20 protein-coding genes and 1 pseudogene are annotated in these 22855 nt (G+C 68.0%); 4 read left to right on the top strand and 17 right to left on the bottom strand.

The genetic code is table 11. From position 1 onward, the window contains the following. Positions 1–9: 9 nt before the first annotated feature. The 5 genes and pseudogenes from VLK31_RS01305 to VLK31_RS01285 form a co-directional block, all read right to left on the bottom strand. The gene (locus VLK31_RS01305; RefSeq protein ID WP_409166561.1) at positions 10–930 is read right to left on the bottom strand and encodes an ABC transporter permease; all 921 of its coding nucleotides are present in this window, start codon (positions 928–930) and stop codon (positions 10–12) included. Between the two features lie 11 nt (positions 931–941). Further along, positions 942–1876: pseudogene (locus tag VLK31_RS01300) on the bottom strand (ABC transporter permease). A gap of 59 nt (positions 1877–1935) precedes the next feature. Next, on the bottom strand, positions 1936–3522 hold the full coding sequence (locus VLK31_RS01295; protein WP_409166560.1) for an ABC transporter substrate-binding protein: 1587 nt from the start codon (positions 3520–3522) through the stop codon (positions 1936–1938). Positions 3523–3581: 59 nt separating this feature from the next. Continuing rightward, a complete protein-coding gene (locus tag VLK31_RS01290) occupies positions 3582–5033 on the bottom strand; it encodes a M81 family metallopeptidase (protein WP_409166559.1) in 1452 nt (483 codons plus the stop codon). A 40-nt stretch (positions 5034–5073) separates the two neighbouring features. Beyond that, complete coding sequence (locus tag VLK31_RS01285; protein ID WP_409166558.1) at positions 5074–6243, bottom strand: NAD(P)/FAD-dependent oxidoreductase; 1170 nt, start codon at positions 6241–6243, stop codon at positions 5074–5076. Between the two features lie 203 nt (positions 6244–6446). On the opposite strand from VLK31_RS01285, the gene VLK31_RS01280 reads away from it, so the two are divergent. Continuing rightward, entirely contained in the window at positions 6447–7205 is a 759-nt protein-coding gene (locus tag VLK31_RS01280; RefSeq protein WP_409166557.1) for a helix-turn-helix domain-containing protein, read from the top strand. 114 nt (positions 7206–7319) lie between these two features. Here VLK31_RS01280 and VLK31_RS01275 read toward each other — a convergent pair whose 3' ends face one another. The 8 genes from VLK31_RS01275 to VLK31_RS01240 form a co-directional block, all read right to left on the bottom strand. Continuing rightward, a complete protein-coding gene (locus VLK31_RS01275) occupies positions 7320–9530 on the bottom strand; it encodes a DUF3300 domain-containing protein (protein WP_409166556.1) in 2211 nt (736 codons plus the stop codon). Positions 9531–9702: 172 nt separating this feature from the next. Then, positions 9703–10359 (bottom strand): DUF3299 domain-containing protein, encoded by a 657-nt coding sequence (locus VLK31_RS01270; protein ID WP_409166555.1) that lies wholly within the window; start codon positions 10357–10359, stop codon positions 9703–9705. A 3-nt stretch (positions 10360–10362) separates the two neighbouring features. Continuing rightward, positions 10363–11625 carry an ABC transporter permease gene (locus tag VLK31_RS01265; RefSeq protein ID WP_409166554.1) on the bottom strand — a complete coding sequence of 421 codons (1263 nt, stop codon included), beginning with the start codon at positions 11623–11625 and terminating at the stop codon, positions 10363–10365. Then, a complete protein-coding gene (locus VLK31_RS01260) occupies positions 11622–12386 on the bottom strand; it encodes an ABC transporter ATP-binding protein (RefSeq protein ID WP_409166553.1) in 765 nt (254 codons plus the stop codon). Before VLK31_RS01260 ends, VLK31_RS01265 begins: the two co-directional genes overlap by 4 nt. A 4-nt stretch (positions 12387–12390) precedes the next feature. Next, the gene (locus VLK31_RS01255) at positions 12391–12990 is read right to left on the bottom strand and encodes a DUF2796 domain-containing protein (RefSeq protein ID WP_409166552.1); all 600 of its coding nucleotides are present in this window, start codon (positions 12988–12990) and stop codon (positions 12391–12393) included. Next, positions 12987–13895 (bottom strand): sulfurtransferase, encoded by a 909-nt coding sequence (locus VLK31_RS01250; protein ID WP_409166551.1) that lies wholly within the window; start codon positions 13893–13895, stop codon positions 12987–12989. The genes VLK31_RS01255 and VLK31_RS01250 overlap by 4 nt, the downstream gene beginning before the upstream one ends. Before the next feature lie 29 nt (positions 13896–13924). Continuing rightward, positions 13925–14857, bottom strand: a complete 933-nt coding sequence (locus VLK31_RS01245) for a DMT family transporter (RefSeq protein WP_409166550.1) — start codon at positions 14855–14857, stop codon at positions 13925–13927. A 132-nt stretch (positions 14858–14989) separates the two neighbouring features. Beyond that, on the bottom strand, positions 14990–16135 hold the full coding sequence (locus VLK31_RS01240; protein ID WP_409166549.1) for an aromatic ring-hydroxylating oxygenase subunit alpha: 1146 nt from the start codon (positions 16133–16135) through the stop codon (positions 14990–14992). Positions 16136–16315: 180 nt separating this feature from the next. On the opposite strand from VLK31_RS01240, the gene xseB reads away from it, so the two are divergent. Genes xseB through dxs form a run of 3 tightly spaced genes read left to right on the top strand, consistent with a single transcriptional unit; the run spans position 16316 to position 19371 of the window. Next, positions 16316–16582 carry an exodeoxyribonuclease VII small subunit gene (xseB, locus tag VLK31_RS01235; RefSeq protein ID WP_409166548.1) on the top strand — a complete coding sequence of 89 codons (267 nt, stop codon included), beginning with the start codon at positions 16316–16318 and terminating at the stop codon, positions 16580–16582. Then, positions 16579–17499: a polyprenyl synthetase family protein gene (locus VLK31_RS01230; RefSeq protein ID WP_409166547.1), complete on the top strand. Its 921-nt coding sequence runs from the start codon at positions 16579–16581 to the stop codon at positions 17497–17499. The genes xseB and VLK31_RS01230 overlap by 4 nt, the downstream gene beginning before the upstream one ends. A gap of 21 nt (positions 17500–17520) precedes the next feature. Next, entirely contained in the window at positions 17521–19371 is a 1851-nt protein-coding gene (dxs, locus tag VLK31_RS01225; protein WP_409166546.1) for a 1-deoxy-D-xylulose-5-phosphate synthase, read from the top strand. A gap of 136 nt (positions 19372–19507) precedes the next feature. On the opposite strand, the gene VLK31_RS01220 is transcribed toward dxs, so the two are convergent. The 4 genes from VLK31_RS01220 to VLK31_RS01205 are packed head-to-tail and all read right to left on the bottom strand — an operon-like array spanning position 19508 to position 22780. After that, entirely contained in the window at positions 19508–20239 is a 732-nt protein-coding gene (locus VLK31_RS01220) for an ABC transporter ATP-binding protein (protein WP_409166545.1), read from the bottom strand. Next, a complete protein-coding gene (locus VLK31_RS01215; protein ID WP_409167344.1) occupies positions 20236–21021 on the bottom strand; it encodes an ABC transporter ATP-binding protein in 786 nt (261 codons plus the stop codon). The genes VLK31_RS01220 and VLK31_RS01215 overlap by 4 nt, the downstream gene beginning before the upstream one ends. An 11-nt stretch (positions 21022–21032) precedes the next feature. Further along, positions 21033–21896, bottom strand: coding sequence for a branched-chain amino acid ABC transporter permease (locus tag VLK31_RS01210; protein ID WP_409166544.1), 864 nt, complete (start codon positions 21894–21896; stop codon positions 21033–21035). Positions 21897–21898: 2 nt separating this feature from the next. Beyond that, complete coding sequence (locus tag VLK31_RS01205) at positions 21899–22780, bottom strand: branched-chain amino acid ABC transporter permease (protein ID WP_339089879.1); 882 nt, start codon at positions 22778–22780, stop codon at positions 21899–21901. Positions 22781–22855 lie beyond the last annotated feature (75 nt).

The following is a 22855-nucleotide window of genomic DNA, read 5'->3' as shown; positions in this document are numbered from 1 at the left end:
ACGCCTCGCTCACAGTTGCCGCGCCAGGCGCGGGTCGAGCGCGTCGCGCAGGCCGTCGCCCAGCAGGTTGATGGCCAGCACCGTGGCTGCCAGCAGCAGCCCCGGGTACAGGATGATGTGGAACGCCACCGTCACAAAGTTGCGGCCCTCGGCCATCATGTTGCCCCAGCTCGGCGTTTGTGAAGGCACGCCCACGCCCAGGAACGAGAGCGCGGCCTCGGTCAGCACCGCGGCCGCCGCCACGAAGGTGGCCTGCACCACCAGCGGTGCCACGATGTTGGGCAGTACATGGCGAATGAGGATCAGCGGCAGCCGCGTGCCCACCGCATGCGCGGCCTCCACATAGAGCTGCTCGCGCAAGGTGAGTGCCAGCGAGCGCACCAGGCGCACCACGCGCGGTATTTCGGGCACGGTGATGGCGACGATCACCGTGGTGAGGCTGGCGCGCGTGACGGCCATCAGCGCAATGGCCAGCAGGATGCCGGGGATGGCCATGAGGCCGTCCATCACCCGCATGATGGGCCCGTCCGCCCAGCGCACGAAGCCCGACACCAGCCCGAGCGCCACGCCAAAGCAGGTGGCCAGCACGGCCACCGCGGCACCCACGATCATCGATACGCGCCCGCCCCACACGGCCCGGCTGAACACGTCGCGGCCCAGCGCGTCGGTGCCGAACCAGTGCTCGCCGGAAGGCGGCTGCATGCGCGCGAGCGGGTCGATGTCCTGCGGGTCGTGCGTGGCGATCCAAGGCGCGGCCAGCGACAGCACGGCCACCGCAATCAGCAGCAGCGCGCCGATGATCAGCGTGGGGTGCTTGCGCGCCCAGCGCCAGCGCGGCGGCACGAAAGGGGCGTCGTCGAACGTGTCGTCCGTGTCCGCGGGGGCGGTGGAGGGAGCGGAAATGGTGTTCAAGGGAAGTACCGTGGACATGGCTTGGGCTCTCAGTACTGAATGCGCGGGTCGAACAGCCGGTAGCTCAAATCGATCAGCAGGTTGATCAGCACATACACGCCCGCCGACAGCAGCAGCACGCTCTGGATCACCGGGTAGTCGTGCCGCTGCACCGAGTCGATCACCAGCCGGCCCACGCCAGGAATGGCGAACACCGTCTCGGTGACGACCACGCCGCCAATCAGCAGCGCAATGCCCGCGCCGATGGTGGTGGCGATGGGAATGGCCGCGTTGCGCAGCGCATGCCCCAGCACCGCCAGCACGCCCAGGCCCTTGGCGCGCGCGGTGCGGATGTAGTCCTCGTGCAGCACCTCGAGCACGGTGGCGCGCGTCATGCGGGTCACCAGCGCGATGTACACCAGCGCCAGGTTCACGCAGGGCAGTACCAGCGAGCGCAGCCACTCGCCAGGGCTCTCGCCGAAGGGCACGTAGCCCTGCACCGGAAACCACGGCAGCTGCACCGCGAAGGTGTAGACCAGCAGGTAGCCCACCAGAAACACCGGCACCGAAAACGCCAGCACCGCGAACAGCATCACCAGCCGGTCGACCCAGCTGCCCGCGCGGTAGGCCGCGAGCGTGCCCAGCGGCACCGCCACCAGCAGCGTGATGAGCATGGTGAGCGCTGCAATCGCACCGTGGGCGCCAGCCGCTGCCCCAGCAGCTGCGTGACCGGCATCTGCGTGAAGATCGACGTGCCCAGGTCGCCGGTGAACAGCTTGCCCACCCACAGCCCGAACTGCTGCCACAGCGGCAGGTTCAGGCCGAGCGCGGCGCGCAGCTTTTCGATGTCGTCGGTGGTGGCGAGGTCGCCCGCAATGAGCGCGGCCGGGTCGCCCGGCGACAGGTGGATCAGCAAAAACACCACCACGGCCACCACCGCCATGACCGGAAGCGTCGAGAGAAAGCGTCGAACGATGTAGCCCATGGCAATGCCCTTGAACGGTGTTGGCTGGCGAGGTGCTGGCTTGGCGGGCTGTGCTGTTGCTACTTGTCGAGCATCCAGACCGTCGGCATGCCGGCCCAGAGCTTGTCCAGCCCCTTCAGGCTGGCGCGCGCGGCATACGCGGCCGAGTACTGGCCCGCGTTGATGTACGGCACGGCCTCGTAGGCACGGCGCTGGAAGGCGTCGAGCAGCTCGCGGCGCTTGGCCGGCACGGTCTCTTTGAGCCAGGCGGTGCGCAGCTCGTCCAGCGGCTTGTCGCAGGGCCAGCCGGGCAGCGTGTTGCCGCAGGCCGCGCCCAGGTAGGCGTTGGCGATGGGCGAGTTGGCATCGAACTCACCGGCCACGGTGACGTACATGTTCCAGCCGCCCGCGTCGGCCGCGTCGCGCTTGGCGCGGCGCGCGCCGATGGACGCCCAGTCCATGCTCTGCGCGTCGACGTTCATGCCGATGCTCTTCATGGTCTGCGCGGCCATCAGCGCCTCGGCGTTGAGGTAGGGCACGTCGCTGGGCACCATCAGCACCACCTTCTCGCCCTTGTAGCCGGATGCCGCGAGCATCTGCTTGGCCTTGGCCACGTCGGCCTTGCGGTAGGGCTCGGCGCCGGCGGCGGTGTCGTTGGGGCTGCCGCAGATGAAGTAGGTGGCGCAGTAGGCCATGCGCATGTCCAGCGGGAAGCCCATGGCCGCCACAAAGCGCTCCTGGCTCACGGCCTGCAGCAGCGCCTGGCGCACCTTCGGGTTGTCGAAGGGCGGGTGCAGCTGGTTCATCACCAGAAAGCCCTGGTAGGCGCCGCCCGAGCCGATCTTGATGTTCGTGTCGGTGCGCAGCGGCGCAATGTAGTCGGGCGGCAGTTGCTCGATGAGGTCGACCTCCCCGCGCTTGAGCGCGGACACCGCGCTGTTGGCGTCCGGCAGGTAGAGCCATTCGACACGGTCGAAGGTGGTCTTCTTGCTGCCCGCCAGGCCGCTGGGCGGCTCGCTGCGCGCCACGTAGTTGGGGTTGCGCGCGAACACCGTCTTGTTGCCCGGCACCCATTCGTCGCGCTTGAAGATGAAGGGGCCCGAGCCGATCACCTCGGTGAGCGGCGCCGTGGCGGGCAGCTTGGCCACGCGCTCCGGCAGCACCACCGGCGGAAAGCCCGAGGGCTTGGCCAGCGCGTCGAGCACCATGCCGAAGGGCTCGTTCAGCGTGAGGGTGAAGCTCTGCGCATCGGTCGCCTTCCATTCGGCGCCGACCGCCGTCATGGCGCGGCCCAGGCTGTCGCGCGCGGCCCAGCGCTGCAGCGAGGCCACGGCGTCGGCCGAGGTGACGGCGTTGCCGTCGGAAAACTTCAGCCCCGGGCGCAGCGTGAAGCTCCACTGCTTGCCGTCTTTGGAGGTGGTGTATTTGTCGACCATCTGCGGCTGCGGCTTGCCGGTGGCGTCCTGCGCGAAGAGGGTGTCGTACACCATGTGGCCGAAGTTGCGCGAGATGTAGGCCGTGGTGAAGGTCGGGTCGAGGATCTTCAGGTCGGCATGCGCCACCACCTTCAGGGTCTTGGGCGGCGTCTGGGCGAACGCGGGAAGGCCCGCGGCGAAGACGCCGCAAAGAGCCAGGGCAGCAAGGGCGGCAAGCGGTCGTCGTTTCATCGTCGGTTCTCCGGTCGGTGGGGGCTGAACAAAAGGGGTCAGTAGGGCAGGAAGAAAGCTCAGGCCGCAACGCCGATCGGCCACTTGGGCAGGCGCGCCTTGCGGTAGGGCAGGGTGGTGAGGTCGAGCGTCACGGCGCCGGGCGCGCCGGCATAGATGACATGCTTTGCCACCTTGGAATACGACGCATAGAAGTGCTGCGACGACTTCACGACCACGATCTTCTTCGCGGCCAGGTCGCAGCCCAGTTGCGTGAACAGGTCGGTGCCCATGGCCTGGTTGCGCCGCGTGATCAGCACGATCTGGATGCCGGCGACCTCTATCAGCGCGCAGTCGCCCATGGGGGTGGGCGTGTCCGACAGGCCCGTCATCACCAGGTCGTGCTTGAGCGCCTTCACGGTGCAGGCCAGGTCCAGCGGGTCGCCCGAGAGTGGGCTGATCTTGCCGCCGATGCGCATCTGCAGCTGCGCGCCCACACCCGCGTCGAAGGCGATGCGCACGGCAATCGGGTCCCACATCGGGCCCAGCGCGGCGTGGGTGATGCCGCGCTCCAGCATGCGCCGCAGGATGAAGGTGGAGTCGCTCGCCGCGCCGCCGCCGGGGTTGTCCGCGCCGTCGGCCAGCACCACCGGGCCGCCGTCGAAGGCCAGCGCCTCGTCGAGCGAGGCGTCGATGCTCGGGTAGTTCACCGTGAGGCCGTCGCGCATGGCGATGACCTCGTCGGCCAGCTGGCGCGCCAGGGCTTGGGCCTGGGCCTTGTCGCCGTCGGTGTACACCAGCACCTTGGTGCCCATCTCCGGCACATCGCCCCATGAGAAACCGTGCGTGAGCGAGACCGAGAGCACGCCGTTTTTTCCTTCGAGCGACTGCATGCGCTGCACGAAGCTGCGCGCCGGCTCGCGCGAGGTGTGCACGGTGACGATCATGTCGCAATCGACCATGGCGGCCACCGGCTTCACCTTGCCCTCGACCGCCGCGGCGCAGATGTCGACCAGCTCCAGCCCGCGCTCCAGGATGTCGGTGTGCGGGTACTCCTTGAACGAGACCATCACGTTGGCGTTGTCCACCATTGCGGGCGTGAGGTGGTTGTGTGGGTCGAGCTCCGCGCCAATCACGATGTCGGGCCCGACGATCTGGCGCACGCGCTGCAGCATGTCGCCTTCGCAGTCGTCGTAGCCGTCGGCCACCATGGCGCCGTGCAGGCCCAGCAGCACCATGTCGACCGGCAGCGCGGCGCGCAGGTCGGCGAGCATTTCGTCGCGCAGCGTTTCGTAGGCGTGGCGCGTGGTGATGCCGCTGGGCTGCGCGCCGGCCACCATGCCTTCGAGCAGCGTCCAGCCCTTTTCCGCGCCGCGGATGCGCGCGGCCCACAGCGGGCCCGAGTAGATCGTCAATGCATCGGGGTGCTGGCCGGCGGGAAAGTAGCCGCGGTCCTTGAAGGAGGCGATGCCCGTGGGCATCGGGCCGAAGGTGTTGGTTTCGGTGGCAAGGGAGGCACTGAAGACGCGCATGGTGGGTACTCGTGGGAAGGGGTTGTTCTTGAAGACAGCGTCAGCCGGCCTTGGCCGCGCGCAGCCGCTGCGGGCCCAGCATGTCGGCCGTGAGACCGAACGACGCAATGCGCTCCGGCAGGGGCAACCCGCGTGCCAGCGCGGCGCAGGCTTCGCCCATGGCGGCCGAGGTCTGGATGCCGTAGCCGCCTTGCGCCGCCACCCAGAAGAAGCCGGGCACGCCGGGCTCGAAGCCGCCGACCAGGTCGCCGTCGGGCACGAAGGAGCGCAGGCCGGCCCAGGTGCGCGTGGGGCGGCGAATGCTGAGCGTGGTTGCTTCCTCGATGCGGTGCATGGCGATGGCGATGTCCAGCTCCTCGGGCTGGATGTCCTGCGGCTCCACCGGGTCGGCGTTGGCCGGCGAGCCCAGCAGCATGCCGGCGTCGGGCTTGATGTACCAGCCCTCGTCGGCGCCGAACACCATGGGCCAGTGCGCCACGCCCGCGCCGCTTTCGTCGGTGGGCGGCGCAAAGATGAAGGCCGAGCGGCGGCGCGGCTCGATGCCCAGCGGCGGCACGCCCGCCATGCGCGCGACGGTGTCGACCCAGGCGCCCGCGGCATTGAGCACCACCGGCGCTTCGTACACCGTGCCGCCTGCGGTCACGCGCCACAGGTCGCCCACGCGCTCCATGGCGGTCACGCCCGCGTCGCACACTAGCTTGCCGCCGGCCTGGCGCATGCCGCGCAGGTAGCCCTGGTGGATGGCGTGCACGTCCATGTCGGCGGCGTCGGGCTCGTACACCGCGCCCAGCACCTGGTCGGGGCGCAGCACCGGCACCCGCTCGCGCGCCTGCTCGCCGCTCAGGCGCACGGCGCCGGTGTTCATGGCGCGCAGCACCTCCCAGTGGGCGTCGAGCTCGGCCATGTGCTCGGCGCCCGCCACCATCATGGCGCCGCGCGGGGTGAGCAGCGGGTGCTCGGCAAAGCCCGCGGGCGGGTGTTCGAGAAAGGCGCGGCTGGCCATGGTGAGGGCGCGCACCTGCGCCGTGCCGTAGCTTTCCATGAACAGGGCGGCCGAGCGGCCGGTGGAGTGGTAGCCGGGTTGCGATTCGCGCTCGAGCAGGATCACGCGGGCATGCGGTGCCAGCCAATGGGCCGCCGAAGCCCCGGCAATGCCGCCGCCGATCACGAGGTAGTCGGCCGCGACGGGAGTGGGTGTTTGGGAAGTCATCGGCGAAAAGTGTAGGAAGAAATTTGCGGATACGCAAATTAAATGAGGGCTACCAAGGGGAAACCATGGTGCACCGACTCGGTGAAATTTGCGTTCACGCAATTTGCACATACGCAAATTTCGGGCCCGGGCCGCGCGGATCGGCAGGGGCGGTGCGCGGTGGGGCTGGCAGAATCTGCCTGCACCACCAGAGAAAGACGCGCGTGAATCCACACACAGGGACCAAGCCGGGAACCAAGCCCAGGGAGCAGCCGCCCACCCTGGACCGCACCACTTTCGGCCATCGCCTGCGCAGCGCGCGCAAGCGCTTCGGCTGGACGCTGGCGCAACTGGCCGAGCGCTCGGGCGTGTCGATCACCACCATCTCTCGCGCCGAGCGCGGTCAGCTGGCGCTGGGCTACGAGAACTTCACCGCGCTGGGCAGGGCGCTGGACATGGACATGAACGCCATGTTCGCGGGCGCGGGTGTGAAGCCCGCGCAGTTCGACGGGCCGGTGGTCACGCGCGCGGGCAAGGGGGTGGTTTACCGCGGGCTGGCCATTGCGTACGAGTTTCTGGGCACCACGGCCGCAGGCAAGCAGATGAGCCCCATCGTCGGCACGGTGCATGCGCGGCACATTCACGGGCCGGAAGACTTCGTGCGGCACTCGGGGGAAGAGTTCGCCTATGTGCTGTCGGGCGAGATCGATGTGCACTTCGACAACGGCGAGGTGGTGCGCCTGGGCCGTGGCGACTCGCTGTACTTCGACAGCCGCCTGGGCCATGCGTATGTGAGCGTGAGCCGGCAGCTGGCGCGCATCATCGGCATGACGATCGGGGAGAGCGGGCACATGCAGTCGGCGCGCGAGGCGCCGCCGCCGGTGCTGTCGTCACCTGCGCGGTCGCGCAAAGCGAAAGCGGCACCTGCTGCTGCGCCATTGAAGGCGCCAAAGAAGAAGACGGCTGCGCGCGGCAAGCGCTGAGCAAGACTCTGTCTACTCCGGCTCGACGCCGGGCGGGGTGACGTCGGTGAGCTCGCCGATCCGCAATCGCGCGGTGGCTTGCGCCGGGCATTGCGCCCAGCGCTGGTTCAGGCCTTACTGAGGTTGCTGTCCTGGCTCGCCGGGGCGGCCTGGGCGGCGCTGCTGTTGCGCGGCGGCGGCTGCTGCGGCGGCGACGCGCTGTTGCTGCTGAGCCTGTTGCTGTTGCGCTTGTTGCTGCTGGTGCTGCGCCTGCTGCTGGGCCTGTTGTTGTTGGGCTTGTTGCTGCGCGCGAGCCTGCTGCTGCTGCTGTTGGCGGGCCTGCTCTTGCTGAGCCTGTTGCTGCTGGCGTGCCTGGTTCTGCGCCTGCTGTTGCTGCATTTGCTGCTGTTGCTGCTGTTGCTGCTGGCGCTGCACTTGTTGTTGCTGCTGTTGCGCCTGCTGCTGCGCGCGCTGCTGGGCTTGCTGTTGTTGCTGCTGCTGCTCCCGCGCCTGCTGCTCGTGAGCCTGTTGTTGGCCCCGCTGCTGTTGCTCGGCCTGCTGGCGCCTTGCCTGTTCGGCCTGGGCTTGTTGCTGCTGCTGACCCTGCTGCTGCGCGCGTTGCTGGGCTTGCTGTTGCTGCTCGCGCGCCTGCTGCTGGCCTTGCTGCTGTTGCTGTGCCTGCTGACGCCTCGACTGCTCAGCCTGGGCTTGCTGCTGTTGTGCCTGCTGCTGCGCACGTTGCTGCGCTTGTTGTTGCTGCTCTCGCGCCTGCTGCTGACCCTGCTGTTGTTGCTGTTGCGCTTGCTGGCGGCGCGCCTGCTCGGCCTGGGCTTGCTGCTGCTGGCGTTGCTGCTCCTGTTGGGCCTGCTGCGCCTGCTGTTGCGGCTGCCCTTGCGGATTGCCGCCGCGCTGTTGCGCCTGCTGCTGGGCCAGCTGGGCTTGCTGCATCTGGGCCTGTCGCGCTTGCTGTTGTTGCTCGCGCGTCTGTTGCTGCTGCACCTGCAGTTGACGGGCTTGCTGTTGGGCCTGCTGTGCTTGTTGGGCTTGTTGTTGCTGTGCCTGCTGCTGGGCGCGTTGCTGCGCTTGCTGCTGCTGGGCTTGTGCCTGTTGCTGCTGTGCCTGGGCTTGCGCCTGTTGCTGCGCCATCACGGCTTGCTGCTGCTGGCGTTGTTGCTGTTGCTGCTGCTGCGCGAGCTGTGCCTGTTGTGCCTGCGCCTGCTGCTGCGCAAAGGCCGGCCCCGCCGCAAAGTTGGGCGGCATGCCGCCACGCGCGCCGCCGCCGTTGTTGTTGTTGTAGACGTTGCGCTCGTTCACGTTGTTGATGACACTGGTCGAGCGCGACACGTAGGTGCTGTTGTTGTAGACCACGGCTGGCCGTGCGAAGGCCTGCGGTGCACCGCGGTCGCGATCGCGGTCACGTCCGCGTGGACCGCCCCAGTTCATGTCCCACGAATGCCAGCCCCAGTCGTGGCGCTCCAGCGCAGCGCCCACCACCACGCCGGCGCCGAACGCCAGCGCGCCCGCGGCAGCCAGTTGGCCGCCGCTGTAGCCCTGCGCTACCTGCACCGGCGGCGCATAGGCATAGCCGGGGTACACAGGCTCTGGCGTTCCGTAGATCACCTGCGGGTCGTATGCGGGCACATACACCACGTCGGGCTGCACGGGCTCGATGGTGATGTATTGCGGCGGCGCCGCGATCACTGAAGGGCCGCCGTACACCGGCTGCAGGTCGGGTGAAGGCGCGTAGTTGCGCGGCGTGGCCGCGGTGGCCACGCGCAGCTTGTCGTTGTTCTTCAGACGCCCCGCCTTGGCGGCGCGCTGGCGCATGACCTGGATGGCGTTCATCACGTCCGCTGGGTCGTTGTAGTAGGCCTGGCCGAGCGCGGTGGTCCAAGGGATGTTGCCGGCCAGTTGGTCGACCACGGGGCGGAACGCGGTGAGCGACTTCACGCTTGGGTCCCAGGGCTGCTGGTTGGCCGCGTCGGAGAGCGGGCCAGCCTTCAGGTTGCGGTTCTGTCCAAGCCAGTTGTGCGCGGCGGTGATCTGCTCGGGGTAAGTGGCGCCGGCCAGAATCTGTGCGACCAGCTTGTCGGGATACAGCGCGATGGGCGCAACCATCTGGTAGAGCTGCTCCGCAGAGGGCGGGGCATAGGCCACGGGCACCGCAACAGCAGGTGCGGCGGCCTGCGTCTGGGGCACTGTGGGCGCGGGCATCGCGGTTGCCGGGTCGACCGCTGCTGTGGGGGCGGCTGGCGCGCTGGGTGTCTTGTCGCAGCCTGCAAGCACCAGAGCGCCGATGCACAGCGAGAGGGTCAGCAGGCGGGGAGTGAAGTTGTTGTTTGTCATCTGGAGCTCCATGAGGACGCCGGCGTCGGGCCCGGAACTCTTTCAACGGCGCGCGGCAACAAGCGATGACAAAGCTTGCGCGCCTGATGCAACCGACTGTGTCGGTGGTGCGCCGTCAACCCTGTCGGCGCACAGCCCCACGGCCCGGAGGCCGTGGGCTACAACCAGCGGCCTACTTGGCGCCGCCGGTGTACTTGGTGACGTTGGCGGCGCTCACGTGGTAGCCGCTCACACCCATCATCGAGTCGTTGCGCAGCGTCTGCAGCTTGCCGGTGACCCACACGGTGTCCATGGCGCGGAACTTGGCGCCCTTTTGCGGAATGACGTGCAGGATCTGGTTGGCCGGTGGCGGCGGCGTGTGGATGCAGGCGCCGAAGTAGGGCACCAGCAGAAATTCGGTGACCTCACCCTTGGCTTCTTCCAGCGGCACGATGAAGCCGGGAATCTTCACTTCCACGCCGTTCATCGCCGGGTTGGTGGGTGCGTTGTTCGACACGTCCTGCATCTTCATGAGCAGCTCGTTGGCGCGCGGGTCGCCGTCGTCCAGCGCGCTCAGGTCCATGCCCTTGAACTCCTTGGCCGGGTCCCAGTCTTTGGGCACCAGCTCTTCCCAGGTGATCTGGCGTGCCTGGCCCGGCGCGGCCTTGCTGGCGCCTGGTGAGGCCGATGCGGCCGGCGCGGCCGATTTGCCGCCCAGCGGGTTGGCCGCGGTGGTGTCCTTGGCGGCCGGCTCGGCGGCCCAGGCAGCGGCCGCGAGGCCGGCACCCGCAAGCAGCATTGAAAGCCGCGTGAAAGCTTTGGGGTGGTTCTTTGCGTTGGCGATGGGCATGGTTCAGATCCTGGGAGAAAGGCCGTCGGCAAGAGAGAGGCGGTAGGCGCGAATGCCGGGCAGAAGGCTTGCGAGCCATCCGGCGACCAGCAGGCTCGCCATCAGCAGCCATTCGTTCAGTGTAGGTTCGGAAAGGCTCAATGTCAGCCCGAACTGTGCCTGCAGCCATGGCGAGAGCAGGGCGATGCCCAGCACCGCCATCACCAGACCCAAGGCCACGCCCAGTACGGTGACCATCGCGCCTTCGAGCGCGAGCAGCGCAAGCACATGGCGCAGGCCCGCGCCCACGGCGCGCAGCACGGCCAGCTCGCGGCGGCGTTCGTTCAGCCCCGCCATCACCACCGACACCAGCCCCGCAAGGCTCACCAGCGCCACCAGCGCCGACATGAGCAGCAGCGCGTTCTCGCCGATGCCGATCACGCTCCACAGTTCGTCGAGCGCCACGCCGGGCAGGATGGCCATGAGCGGCTCGCCGGTGTAGGTGGAAATCCAGCGCTGCACGCCGAACACCGCCGCGCGGTTCTTCAGGCCGACCAGCGCGGCCGTCACGTTCTTGGGCGTGAGGTCGAACTTGCGCACCTGCTCGGCCGGAATGTGCACGCCCGGCATCGGCGCGCCGCCCACCCACTCCAGGTGAATGGCTTCCATCGCCGCCAGGCCGATGTGCACCGTGCGGTCGACCGGCGTGCCGGTGCGTGCGAGCACACCGACCACGGTGAAGGGCTTGTCGGCGTGCTCGGCCACGTTGAGTTCGCCGCTGCCGTGCGCCAAGGTGATCTTCTGCCCCACGTGGTAGCCGAGCTTGTCGGCCACCTCGGCACCCACCACCGCGTCGAACAGTTCGCTGAAGGGCTTGCCCTCGCGCATCTTCAGCAGTTGCTTGTCGCCGTAGCGAAAGCGCGTGAAGTACTCGGGCGACGTGGCCAGCACCGCAAAGCCGCGGTGCGAGTCGCCCAGCGACAGCGGCACCACCCAGTCGACACCGGGGTGCGCCTGCAGCGCCTGCACGCTCTTCCACGCAATGTTGTTGGTGGCCGCGCCAATGCGAAACACCGAGTACAGCAGCAGTTGCGTGGAGCCGGTGCGCGCGCCCACGATCAGGTCGGTGCCCGAGACGGACGACGCGAAGTTCTCGCGCAGCTCGGTGCGGATGCGCTCCACGCCCAGCAGCAAGAAGGTCGACAGCGCGATCGAGAACACGGTAAGCGCGAGCGTGAAGCGCCGGTTCCAGGCGCTGCGCCAGGCAATGGAAAAAAGTGCCTTCATGCGTCCACCGCCATCGCGCTGGTGGCCGCGCGGTTGATCTCCGGCAGCAGCACATGCCGCGCAAAGCGCTGCGCAATGCGCTGGTCATGGCTCACGAACACCAGGGCGCTGCGGTTCTCCACGCAGGCCGTCAGCAGCACATCGAGAAAGGCCTCGCGCCGGTCTTCGTCCAGCGCGGAGGTGGGCTCGTCGGCAATCACCACCTCGGGCTGGCCGATGAGCGCGCGCGCCGCGGCCACGCGCTGCTGCTGGCCCACGGAGAGCTGCAGCGCCTGGCGCTTCCACAGGTTGCGGTCCAGGCCCATCTGGTCGAGCAGGTGCTCGGCCTCGGCGCGCGAAGTGCCGTTGCGCGAGGCCTGTGCCTCGCGCCGTGCCGAGAAGCGGCAGGGCAGCAGCACGTTGTCGAGCACGCTCAGGTACGGCAGCAGGTTGAACTGCTGAAAGATGTAGCCCACGTGCGCCACGCGGCTGCGGTCGCGCTGCGTGCCCGAGAGCTTGGACCAGTCGTGGCCCAGCAGCATGACGCGGCCTTCGTCGGCCACCAGCACGCCGGCCAGCAGCGACAGCAGCGTGCTCTTGCCGCAGCCGCTGGGGCCGTGCAAAAACACCGATTCACCGGCGCTGATGCGAAAGGCCTCGATGTCGATGCACGGCGTCTTCACGCCGGGCCATGCAAAGCGCAGCGCTTCGGCGGCAAGCACTACGCGCAGGGGAGAAACATCGGCCGCGCGGGCCGCTCCAGCCTCGGGGACGGCGCTCACAGCGTCACTTGCCCCAACCCAGGCGGGCCGGCTGCTCGGCCTGCGCGCCGCTCGGGCGCTTCAGCTGGCGCTTGAACTGGCCCTGCGCGGTGGCAATCTGCGAGTCGATCTGGCGCAGCCCCTTGAACGCGCTGAACAGGTTCACGTCGATGAACTTCGCGGCGCCCGCGTTGGTGCAGTTGAAGGAGAAGGTGGCGTCCAGGTCGGCATGGCCGGCGGGCTCACTGGGGTCGGGGTTGCCCAGGCCCAGCGCGCCGGAGCGCAGGTCGACGGGGCCGAGCTTGCAGTTGGCGGCGGGGTCGACGGTGAAGAGCTTGTCGGCCGCGCGCAGCTGGGCCACGGCCTCTTCGACGGCCTTTTTCTCGGCGTCGGTCTTGGGGGCGCGCTCGAAGCCCACGATGTTGTCGAGCGGGGACTCCATGTCGATCACCACCGTGGGGCCGTCGATGGCCACGTCCAGCTTGAGCTGGCCGTGCACGTGGGCGTGCTGTTGCTGTGCCTGTGCGGTGAGGAAGGGGGCGGCCGCGAAGAGCGTGGCCGCGATGGCGAGACCGGTGATGCGGCTGCGGCCGGATGCCCGGAAACGTCGATTCGTCAATGTCATGGTTCAGCGCCTTGCCGGGTCGGCAGCCCCGGCGTGTTGCTCCATTCGCTCCAGCTGCCGGCATAGAGCGCGGTCGTCCCGAACCCCGCGATCTGCATGGCGAGCAGGTTGGGCACGGCACTGACACCGCTGCCGCACTGGTGGACGACGCTTGCCGGGTCGCGGCCCGCAAGCAGCGCTTCGAACTCGGCACGCAATTGCGATGCCGGCTTGAACTTGCCGTCCGGACCGATGTTCTCGGCAAAGGGCCGGTTCAAGGCCCCGGGGATGTGACCGGCAATCGGGTCCAGAGGTTCCACCTCGCCGCGGTAACGTGCACCGGCGCGTGCGTCGATCAGGTTCTGGTCAGGCTGGCCGAGCCGACGCACCACGGTGTCGGTGGTCACGAGTTTTGCAATGGGCTCGCCGGTGACAAAGTTCGACTGGAAGCGCGCGGGCTCCTCGCGGTTCGTCACTTCGCCGCCCGCCGCCTGCCAGGCCTGCAGGCCGCCGTCGAGCACGGCCACGGCGTCGTGGCCCATCCACTTGAGCATCCACCACAGGCGCCCGCAGTAGTTGGCGCCGTTGCGGTCGTACACCACGGCCTGCATGTTGTTGGCAAAGCCGATGCCCGAGAGCCACTGCGCGAACTTCTCGCGGCTGGGCAGCGGGTGCCGCCCGCCCGAGGCCGGCAGGCCGTCGTCCTGCGCCACCACCACCTCGCCGTGCGCGCCGGGCACGCCGTGCCTGGCGCTCAGGTCGGTGTCCAGGTTGGCATGGTGCGCGCCCGGAATGTGCGCGGCGGCGTACTGCTGCGGGCCGGCGTCGGGTTTCATGAGGTCGAAGCTGCAGTCGAACACCATGAAGGGTGTGTCGCCGGCCTGCAGCTGCTGGAGTTGATCGACGGCGATGAGGGTGGTGTACATGGCGCGTGCTCCTTCGAAAAAAATGTCGTTCAGTGTTCTTCGGCCGGGGCCTTGGGCACGGCCCGTTGTCGCAACACCGTTGCAGCAATGCCGCTGGCAATGATCAGTGCCATGCCGGCCCAGCCCATGGCGTCGATGCGTTCGTGGAACAGCACCACGCTGTAGAACGCCGCGAACACGATGCCCGAATACTGCAGGTTGGCGACCACCAGCGTGCCGGCCTGGGTCTTGGCGGTGGCGTAGGCGCGCGTCATGCACAGCTGCCCCAGGGCGGCCAGCAAGCCGATGGGCAGCAGCCACAGCGCATGCTGCCAGGTCCACGAACTGCCGCCCGAAAAGCCGGTGATGGCGGTGGCAAAGGCGCCGGCCACGGCCGAGCCCACCGCGAAATAGAACACCGTGCGCAGCTCCGGCTCGCCGATGCGCGACAGCGCCACCACCTGCATGTAGGCGAACGCGGCCGTGAGGCCCGACAGCAGGCCCAGCAGCCCGGCAAAGCCCTGGTTGCCGTCCACGCTGGGCCGCAGCATGAGCACCACGCCGGCAAAGCCGACGAGCACCGTCATGGCCAGCGCGCCCTGCAGCGGAGGGCGCTCCACGCGGCCATCGCGTCCGGGCACCGGCACCCAGGCCAGCAGCGCGCCACCGATCAGAAAGGCCGCGACCCACACGCTGCTCATGTAGTTCAGCGTGACGGCGGTGGCCAGCGGCATGTGGGCAATGGCGTAGAACCAGGCGCCGAGAGAGATCACGCCGATGGTGCTGCGCCAGGCATGCATGCCGGGGTATTTGGTGGCCAGCGACACACCGCGGTTGCGCGCCAGCAGCCAGAGAAAAACAATGCCGATGAGGCCGCGCCCCAGCACCATTTCGCCGCTGTTGAACCACTCAGAAGCAATCTTCACGACCACGCTCATCGTGGCGAACAAAAAGGCGCCGAGCACCATCCAAAGCGCTTGCATCGTCGGTCAGTCTTGAATCAATGGAAAAGAAAAAAGTGCGCTCACTTGCAGCCCTTCGACAAGCTCAGGGCGAACGGTATGGAGGTCAGTCGAACGCACCCCAACTGTTCGGGCTGAGCTTGTGGAAGCCTCTCACGCCGCAGCCTGCTGCATGGCCACGCGGTACCACTCGTGGAACTGCTGCATGCCGTCTTCCATCGGGCTCTGATAAGGCCCCGTCTCGTTGTCGCCGCGCAGCATGAGCGCACGGCGACCGGCGTCCATGCGCTCGGCAATCTCGTCGTCTTCCACGCAGGTTTCCATGTAGGCGGCCTGCTGGGCCTCGACGAACTCGCGCTCGAAGGCGACGATTTCCTCGGGGTAGAAGAACTCGACCATGTTCAGCGTCTTGGTCGGGCTCACCGGGTGCAGGGTCGACACGGTGAGCACGTGCGGATACCACTCGACCATCACGTGCGGGTAGTAGGTCAGCCAGATGGCGCCGTACTTCGGCGGCTTGCCGTCGCGGTACTTGAGCAACTGCTCCTGCCACTTCTGGTAGACCGGGCTGCCCGCGCGGCCCAGCCGGTTGGCCACGCCCACCGTCTGCACCGAGTAGTTGCGGTTGAACTCCCAGCGCAGGTCGTCGCAGGTGACGAAGCTGCCCAGGCCCGGATGGAACGGGCCCACGTGGTAGTCCTCCAGGTACACCTCGATGAACGTCTTCCAGTTGTAGTTGCACTCGTGCAGCTCGACCCGGTCCAGCGTGTAGCCGCTGAAGTCCAGGTCGGCCCGGGGGCCGAGATCCGCCATGTGGGCGGCCACGTCGTGGCCGGTGCCGTCGGCGTTTTTCTCGAACAGCAGGCCGTTCCACTCGGTGAGCGGGTAGTTGTGCAGGTGAAGGCACGGGTCCTGCTCGAAGTGCGGCGCACCGATCAGCGTGCCTGTGGTGCGCGGGTCGCTGGCGGCGTAGGTCCAGCGGTGCAAGGGGCACACGATGTTGCCGCCGGCCTGGTTGTCGAGCTGGCCGCGGCCCTGCAGGATCAGCGCCTGGCGATGCCGGCAGACGTTGGAGATCAGCTCCACGCCCTTGGGCGTGTGCACCAGCGCACGGCCCTGGTGCTCCTGGGGCAGCGTATGGAAGTTGCCCATTTCGGGCACGGCCAGGCGATGGCCGACGTAGCGGGGCCCTCGCGCAAAAAGGTTCTGCATTTCGCGGGCATAGAGTGCCTCGTCGAAATACGCGGAAACTGGAAGTTGGCTCGCGGCCTGCTGCAGTTGAAGACTTAAATCAGACATGGAGGACCTGACCAAGCTCCCCACAGGGAGAAAAGAGAGAAGAACGGGAGGCGCCGTCTGGAGGGTCGACGGCCCGAAGAATGCGCTGACATCGTCAACGAGAGAAGTTCGCATTGTACCCGTCGGCCCCTGTTTTGGTCCCGGTCCTAAAATGCCCGGTTTCACCCACGTTTCGCTTGCATGCCCAAGGTGCCTTCTCCTTCCACGTCCAGCCCGGCGGCCACGCCCGACACGGGCACGTTGCCCGCCAGTTACGAAGCCGGGCTTCAGGAACTGGAACAACTGGTGGCGGAACTCGAATCGGGCCAGTTGCCCCTCGACCAGCTGCTTGGCAGCTACCAGCGCGGCGCCGTGCTGCTCGCCTTCTGCCGCGACAAGCTGCAGGCGGTCGAAGACCAGATCAAGGTGCTCGACGCGGGCAGCCTGAAGGTCTGGACGGCCGAATGAGCGCCGCCACAATGAATTCCCCCCACTGGGACGCCAAGACCCTTGCCGGTTGGAGCGAGCCGCACCTGGCCACGGTCGAGGCCGCGCTGTCGCGCTGGGTCGGCGTGGACGCCCCGGTGCTGCTGGGCGACGCCATGCGATACGCCGTGCTCGACGGTGGCAAGCGGCTGCGACCCCTGCTGGTGCTGGCCGCCAGCGAGGCCGTGGGCGGCAACCACGCCGCGGCCCTGCGCGCGGCCTGCGCCACCGAGCTGATCCATGCCTATTCGCTGGTGCACGACGACCTGCCGTGCATGGACAACGACGTGCTGCGCCGCGGCAAGCCCACCGTGCATGTGAAGTTTGGCGAGGCAGACGCGCTGCTGGCCGGCGACGCGCTGCAGGCGCTGGCCTTCGAGCTGCTCACGCCCGAGGGCGACGAGATTCCCGCCGCCATTCAGGCCCTGCTGTGCCGCCTGCTCGCGCGCGCCGCGGGCAGCCAGGGCATGGCCGGCGGCCAGGCGATCGACCTGGCCAGCGTAGGCATTGCGCTGAACGAAGCGCAGCTGCGCGAAATGCACCGCCTGAAGACCGGCGCGCTGCTGCAGGGCAGCGTGGAGATGGGCGCGGCCTGCGGCCCCGTCACCGATACGGCGCTCGTTGCGCTGCGCGACTACGGCGCGGCCATCGGCCTTGCGTTTCAGGTGGTCGACGACATCCTGGACGTCACCGCCGACTCGCACACCCTGGGCAAGACCGCCGGCAAGGACGCCGCGGCCGACAAGCCCACCTACGTTTCGCTGCTCGGCCTCGACGGCGCGCGCGTGCAGGCCCGCCAGCTGCTGGCCGACGCGCTGGGCGCACTGGAACAGAGCGGCCTCGCCGACACCGCCGCGCTGCGCGCGCTGGCCCACATGGTGGTCGACCGAGACCGCTGAGAGAGAAAAGAACACACCTTCATGGCTCCGCTGCTCCCCACACTCCACGACCCCTCGCCGATCCGCAAGTACGACCGGGCCCAGCTGCGCCAGCTGTCCGACGAGGTGCGCGCCTGCGTGCTCGACAACGTGTCGCGCACCGGCGGCCACCTGAGCTCCAACCTCGGCACGGTCGAGTTGACGGTGGCGCTGCACCATGTGTTCAACACGCCGCACGACCGCCTGGTGTGGGACGTGGGCCACCAGACCTACCCGCACAAGATCCTTACGGGCCGGCGCGAGCGCATGCCCACGCTGCGCCAGCTCGGCGGCATCTCGGGCTTTCCGCAGCGCAGCGAGAGCGAGTACGACACCTTCGGCACGGCGCACTCGTCGACCAGCATCTCGGCCGCGCTGGGCATGGCCATGGGTGCGAAGCAGAAGGGCGAAGACCGCCACGCCGTGGCCATCATCGGCGACGGCGCGCTCACGGCGGGCATGGCCTTCGAGGCACTGAACAACGCGGGCGTGTGCGACTGCAAGCTGCTGGTGATCCTGAACGACAACGACATGTCGATCAGCCCGCCGGTGGGCGCGCTCAATCGCTATCTTGCGCAGCTGATGAGCGGCAACTTCTACGCGGCCGCCAAGAACGTGGGCAAGAGCGTGCTGCGCAACGCGCCGCCGCTGTTCGAGCTGGCCAAGCGCCTGGAGCAGCATGCCAAGGGCATGGTCGTGCCGGCCACGCTGTTCGAGCAGTTCGGCTTCAACTACGTCGGCCCCATCGACGGCCACGACCTCGATTCGCTGGTGCCCACGCTGGAGAACCTGAAGCACCTGGACGGCCCGCAGTTTCTGCACGTGGTCACCAAGAAGGGCCAGGGCTACAAGCTGGCCGAGGCCGACCCGGTGGCCTATCACGGCCCGGGCAAGTTCGATCCGCAGGTCGGGCTGGTCAAGTCGACCGTGGTGGCCAAGCAGACCTTCACGCAGGTGTTCGGCCAGTGGCTGTGCGACACGGCAGCCGCCGACGGCCGTCTGGTGGGCATCACGCCCGCAATGCGCGAGGGCTCGGGGCTGGTGGAGTTCGAGAAGCGCTTCCCTGACCGTTACTACGACGTCGGCATTGCCGAGCAGCATGCCGTGACCTTCGCGGCCGGCCTGGCGTGCGAGGGGCTGAAGCCGGTGGTGGCGATCTACTCCACCTTTCTGCAGCGCGCCTACGACCAGCTGATTCACGACGTGGCCATTCAGAACCTGCCTGTTGTGTTTGCGCTCGACCGCGCGGGCCTGGTCGGCGCCGATGGCGCCACGCACGCGGGTGCCTACGACATTCCCTTCCTGCGCTGCATTCCGAACATGAGCATCGCGTGCCCGGCCGACGAGCGCGAATGCCGCCAGTTGCTCACCAGCGCGTACGAGCAGAACCATCCGGTGGCGGTGCGCTATCCGCGTGGCGCGGGGGCCGGCGTGACGCCGCACCTGACGCTCGAATCGCTGCCGCTGGGCAAGGGCGAGATTCGCCGCGAAGGCCAGCGCATTGCCATCTTCGCGTTCGGCACGCTGCTGTACCCCGCGCTCAGCGCCGCCGAATCGCTGAACGCGACGGTGGTCAACATGCGCTGGGCCAAGCCGCTGGACGTGGAGTTGCTGCTGAAGGTTGCGGCCACGCATGACGCGATCGTCACGCTGGAAGAGGGCGCCATCGTCGGTGGTGCCGGCAGTGCGGTGCTCGAAGCGCTGCAGGCCGCCAATGTGTTGAAGCCGGTGCTGCAACTGGGCCTGCCAGACCGCTTCATCGAGCATGGCGATCCGACCAAGCTGCTGGCCGGCATCGGCCTCGATGCGCCGGGCATCGAAAAGTCCATCGCCGAACGCTTCGGCCGCAACTGAGTTCGGGTATTGCTCCTTCCCCTCCCGGGGGAAGGCTGGGATGGGGGCAAGCGGCCTCAACGAAGCTGCGGCATATCAAGCGCCGCCGGCCCCCACCCCGACCCTCCCCCAGCGGGGGAGGGAGAAAAACCCAAGGTCAGCTCCCCAGGTACGCGTCCTGCACCTTCGGGTTGCCCAGCAGCTCGCGCCCCGTGCCTTCGAGCACGATGCTCCCCGTTTCGATCACATACGCCCGGTCCGCAATCTTCAGCGCCTGGCGCACGTTCTGCTCCACCAGAAAGATCGTCAGGCCCTGCTTGTTGATCTCGCGCAGCGTGCGAAAGATGTCCTGCACGATGATCGGCGCCAGGCCCATCGAGGGCTCGTCGAGCAGCAGCACGCGCGGCTTGGCCATCAGGGCCCGGCCGATGGCCAGCATCTGCTGCTCGCCACCCGACAGGTTGCCCGCCAGCCCGTCGGCCCGGTCCTTCAGCACCGGAAAGAGGGCATAGATGCGCTCCAGGTCGGCCAGGCGCGCGGCTGTGCCGTCGCGCCGCGTGTAGGCGCCCAGCTCCAGGTTGTCGCGCACCGTCAGCGTGGTCAGCGTGGCGCGGCCTTCGGCCACCTGCACCACGCCACCGGCCACGATCTTGTGCGGCGACAGGCCCGTGATGTCCTGCCCCGCAAAGCTCACGCGCCCGGCGGTCTTCTTCACCAGGCCCGACAGCGCCAGCAGCGTGGTCGACTTGCCCGCGCCGTTGGCGCCGACCAGCGTGGTGATCTGCCCTTCATGCAGCTCGAAGTCGATGCCCTTCACGGCCTGCACATGGCCGAAGGACACCTTCAGGTCTTTCACCTGCAGCAGGGGGGTTGTCATGGTGCCGCTCATGCCGCAGCCTCCTCGTTCGTGGCTTCGTCGTCTTCGCGGCCCAGGTAGGCCTCGATCACCTGCGGGTCGTTGCGGATCTCGTCGGGGCCGCCGCGCGCGATGATGCGGCCGAAGTTCAGCACCGCAATCTGCTGGCACAGGCCCATCACGAAGCGCATGTCGTGCTCGATCATGAACACCGTGAAGCCGCGCGCCGAGATGTTCTGAATCTCCACCATCAGCTCGCTCTTTTCGGTGCTGTTCATGCCGGCCACCGGCTCGTCGAGCAGCAGCAGCGTGGGCTCGGTGGCCAGCGCGCGCGCCAGTTCCAGCTTGCGCTGGTCGCCGTAGGAGAGGTTGTCGGCCGTGTCCTCTGCCTTGTGGTCGAGCTTGACCCAGCTGAGCAGTTCGCGTGCACGGTCGCGCGCGCGCTTTTCCTCGCTGCGGAACAGGCCCGAGCCGGCCAGCAGGCCGAAGGGGCCGTAGCGCAGCTTGGAATCCATGCCGACGATCACGTTCTCCAGCAGCGACATCTCCTTGAAGATGCGGATGTTCTGAAAGGTGCGCGCAATGCCGCCCCGGGTGATCTGGAAGGGCTTGCGCCCCGCCAGGTCCCGACCTTCGAAATGGATGGTGCCGCTGGTGGTCGGCAGCAGGCCGGTGATCAGGTTGAACACCGTCGTCTTGCCGGCCCCGTTGGGCCCGATCAGGCCGAAGATGCCGCCCTTGGGAATGTCCAGGTTCACGTCCTGCAGGACCTTGAGTCCGCCGAAGTGGCGCGACACGTTCTTCAGTGTCAGCAGTGTCTGGTCGCTCATGCTGCGCTCCCCTTGCGGCCGAACCACTGGCGGATGCGCGCCGGGTCCCAGATGCCCTTGGGCAGGAACAGCACGATCAGCACCAGGATGAAGCCATTGACCACCAGGCGGAACGCGCCCAGGCCACGCAGCATTTCCGGCAGCAGCGTGAGGATAGTGCCGCCCAGCACCGGGCCGGTGAGCCCGCCGATGCCACCCAGAATCGCCATCGTGAGGATGTCGACCGCGCGGTTGAAGCCGTACTCCGCCGGGCCGATGAAGAAGGTCAGGTGTGCGTTCAGCGTGCCCGCCAGGCCGGCAATGGCGCCGCCCAGCACAAAGGCCAGCATCTTGTGGCCCGCCACGTCGATGCCCATCAGGCCGGCGGCGGTTTCGTCTTCCTTGATGGCCTCGAAGGCACGGCCCACCTTGGAGCGGCGCACGCGCCACAGCACCAGCAGCGTGAGCACCAGCGCCAGCGCCACGTGCCACCACTGGGTCGACTGCGGAATGCCGTTCAGCCCCAGTGCGCCGCCCGTGAGCGACTCGGCGTTGAGGATGGCGATGCGCACCACCTCGCCGAAGGCCAGCGTGGCCATGGCCAGGTACACGCCCGACAGCCGCAGCGTGGGCTTGCCGATGACGAAGGCCACCAGCGCCGGCGCGGCCATGCCGGCGGCAATGGCCACCGGAAACGGCACGCCGTAGCTCAGCGTGAGGATCGACGCGGTGTACGCGCCAATGCCCATGAAGGCCGCATTGGCCAGGGCCAGCATGCCGCAGGCCAGCGTGAGCCAGATGGACAGTGCCAGCAGGCTGTTGATGCCCAGCGAGAGCACCAGGTTGCTGTAGACCGACCAGAAGTTGTCGAGTGCTTCCATCGTCAGACCTTGCGCTCTTTGAGCGAGCCGAAGAGGCCCTTGGGGCGCACCAGCAGCACCAGGAACAGCAGGCCGAAGGCCACCGCGTCGCGCATGTTGGAGCCCACGTAGGCCACCGACAGCACCTCGGCAAAGCCCAGGAACAGGCCACCGAGCAGCGCCCCGCGAATGTCGCCCATGCCGCCCAGAATGATCACCGCAATGCCCTTCTCCAGCATCGGCTGGCCCATCAGCGGGAAGAGGGCGTTCGAATACAGCCCGATCAGCACGCCCGCCACGCCACCGAGGCCGGCGGCCACGAAGGAGGTCAGGTAGAACAGGCCCTCCACGTTCACGCCCACCAGGTACGCCGCCTTGGGCGACTCCGCAATGGCGCGCAGTGCGCGGCCCAGTTGCGTGCGCTGCAGCGACAGCATCAGCACGCCCATGAGCACGAAGGACGCCAGCACGATGCCCAGCTCCAGCACGGTGACGTGGATGCCCGCGAACACCAGCGCGTCGTCGGGAATGGTGCCGGGCGGGAAGCGCAGGTTTTCCGCGCCGAAGATGCCCTGGATGCCGTTGTTCAGGATGATGGCCACGCCGATGGTGGCGATCATCGGAATCAGGTGCGGTGCGTTGCGCTTGCGCAGCGGCTTGAGCACCAGCACGTCGACCAGAAAGCCCAGCACGCCGCAGAACGCGAAGGCGAACGGCAGCCCGACCCACAGCGGCATGCCCGACACGCGCATGAATTCGGCCGCCGAATAGGCGCCCACCATGAACACCGCGCCGTGCGACAGGTTGATGACGCCGAGCACGCCGAAGATGAGTGTGAAGCCAAGGGCGAAGAGTGCGTAGACGCACCCCAGCGACAGGGCGTTGACAAGCTGCTGATCGAGCACGATGGGCTTCCGTCAGGCCGCAAGCCGAGGGGCGTTGCGGCAAATCAAAAAAGAAAACGGCGCAGAGGGCAGTCC

Source organism: Variovorax sp. H27-G14, from assembly GCF_046156345.1.
Taxonomy (GTDB): Bacteria; Pseudomonadota; Gammaproteobacteria; order Burkholderiales; family Burkholderiaceae_C; genus Variovorax.
This window is presented reverse-complemented; position numbering and strand designations above follow the sequence as displayed.

What these genes read in the sequence shown, in the direction of transcription:
- VLK31_RS01305 (WP_409166561.1), bottom strand. Translation starts at nt 930, where the DNA reads ATGTCCACGGTACTTCCCTTGAACACCATTTCCGCTCCCTCCACCGCC.
- VLK31_RS01295 (WP_409166560.1), bottom strand. Translation starts at nt 3,522, where the DNA reads ATGAAACGACGACCGCTTGCCGCCCTTGCTGCCCTGGCTCTTTGCGGC.
- VLK31_RS01290 (WP_409166559.1), bottom strand. Translation starts at nt 5,033, where the DNA reads ATGCGCGTCTTCAGTGCCTCCCTTGCCACCGAAACCAACACCTTCGGC.
- VLK31_RS01285 (WP_409166558.1), bottom strand. Translation starts at nt 6,243, where the DNA reads ATGACTTCCCAAACACCCACTCCCGTCGCGGCCGACTACCTCGTGATC.
- VLK31_RS01275 (WP_409166556.1), bottom strand. Translation starts at nt 9,530, where the DNA reads ATGACAAACAACAACTTCACTCCCCGCCTGCTGACCCTCTCGCTGTGC.
- VLK31_RS01270 (WP_409166555.1), bottom strand. Translation starts at nt 10,359, where the DNA reads ATGCCCATCGCCAACGCAAAGAACCACCCCAAAGCTTTCACGCGGCTT.
- VLK31_RS01265 (WP_409166554.1), bottom strand. Translation starts at nt 11,625, where the DNA reads ATGAAGGCACTTTTTTCCATTGCCTGGCGCAGCGCCTGGAACCGGCGC.
- VLK31_RS01255 (WP_409166552.1), bottom strand. Translation starts at nt 12,990, where the DNA reads ATGACATTGACGAATCGACGTTTCCGGGCATCCGGCCGCAGCCGCATC.
- VLK31_RS01250 (WP_409166551.1), bottom strand. Translation starts at nt 13,895, where the DNA reads ATGTACACCACCCTCATCGCCGTCGATCAACTCCAGCAGCTGCAGGCC.
- VLK31_RS01245 (WP_409166550.1), bottom strand. Translation starts at nt 14,857, where the DNA reads ATGCAAGCGCTTTGGATGGTGCTCGGCGCCTTTTTGTTCGCCACGATG.
- VLK31_RS01240 (WP_409166549.1), bottom strand. Translation starts at nt 16,135, where the DNA reads ATGTCTGATTTAAGTCTTCAACTGCAGCAGGCCGCGAGCCAACTTCCA.
- xseB (WP_409166548.1), top strand. Translation starts at nt 16,316, where the DNA reads ATGCCCAAGGTGCCTTCTCCTTCCACGTCCAGCCCGGCGGCCACGCCC.
- VLK31_RS01230 (WP_409166547.1), top strand. Translation starts at nt 16,579, where the DNA reads ATGAGCGCCGCCACAATGAATTCCCCCCACTGGGACGCCAAGACCCTT.
- dxs (WP_409166546.1), top strand. Translation starts at nt 17,521, where the DNA reads ATGGCTCCGCTGCTCCCCACACTCCACGACCCCTCGCCGATCCGCAAG.
- VLK31_RS01220 (WP_409166545.1), bottom strand. Translation starts at nt 20,239, where the DNA reads ATGAGCGGCACCATGACAACCCCCCTGCTGCAGGTGAAAGACCTGAAG.
- VLK31_RS01210 (WP_409166544.1), bottom strand. Translation starts at nt 21,896, where the DNA reads ATGGAAGCACTCGACAACTTCTGGTCGGTCTACAGCAACCTGGTGCTC.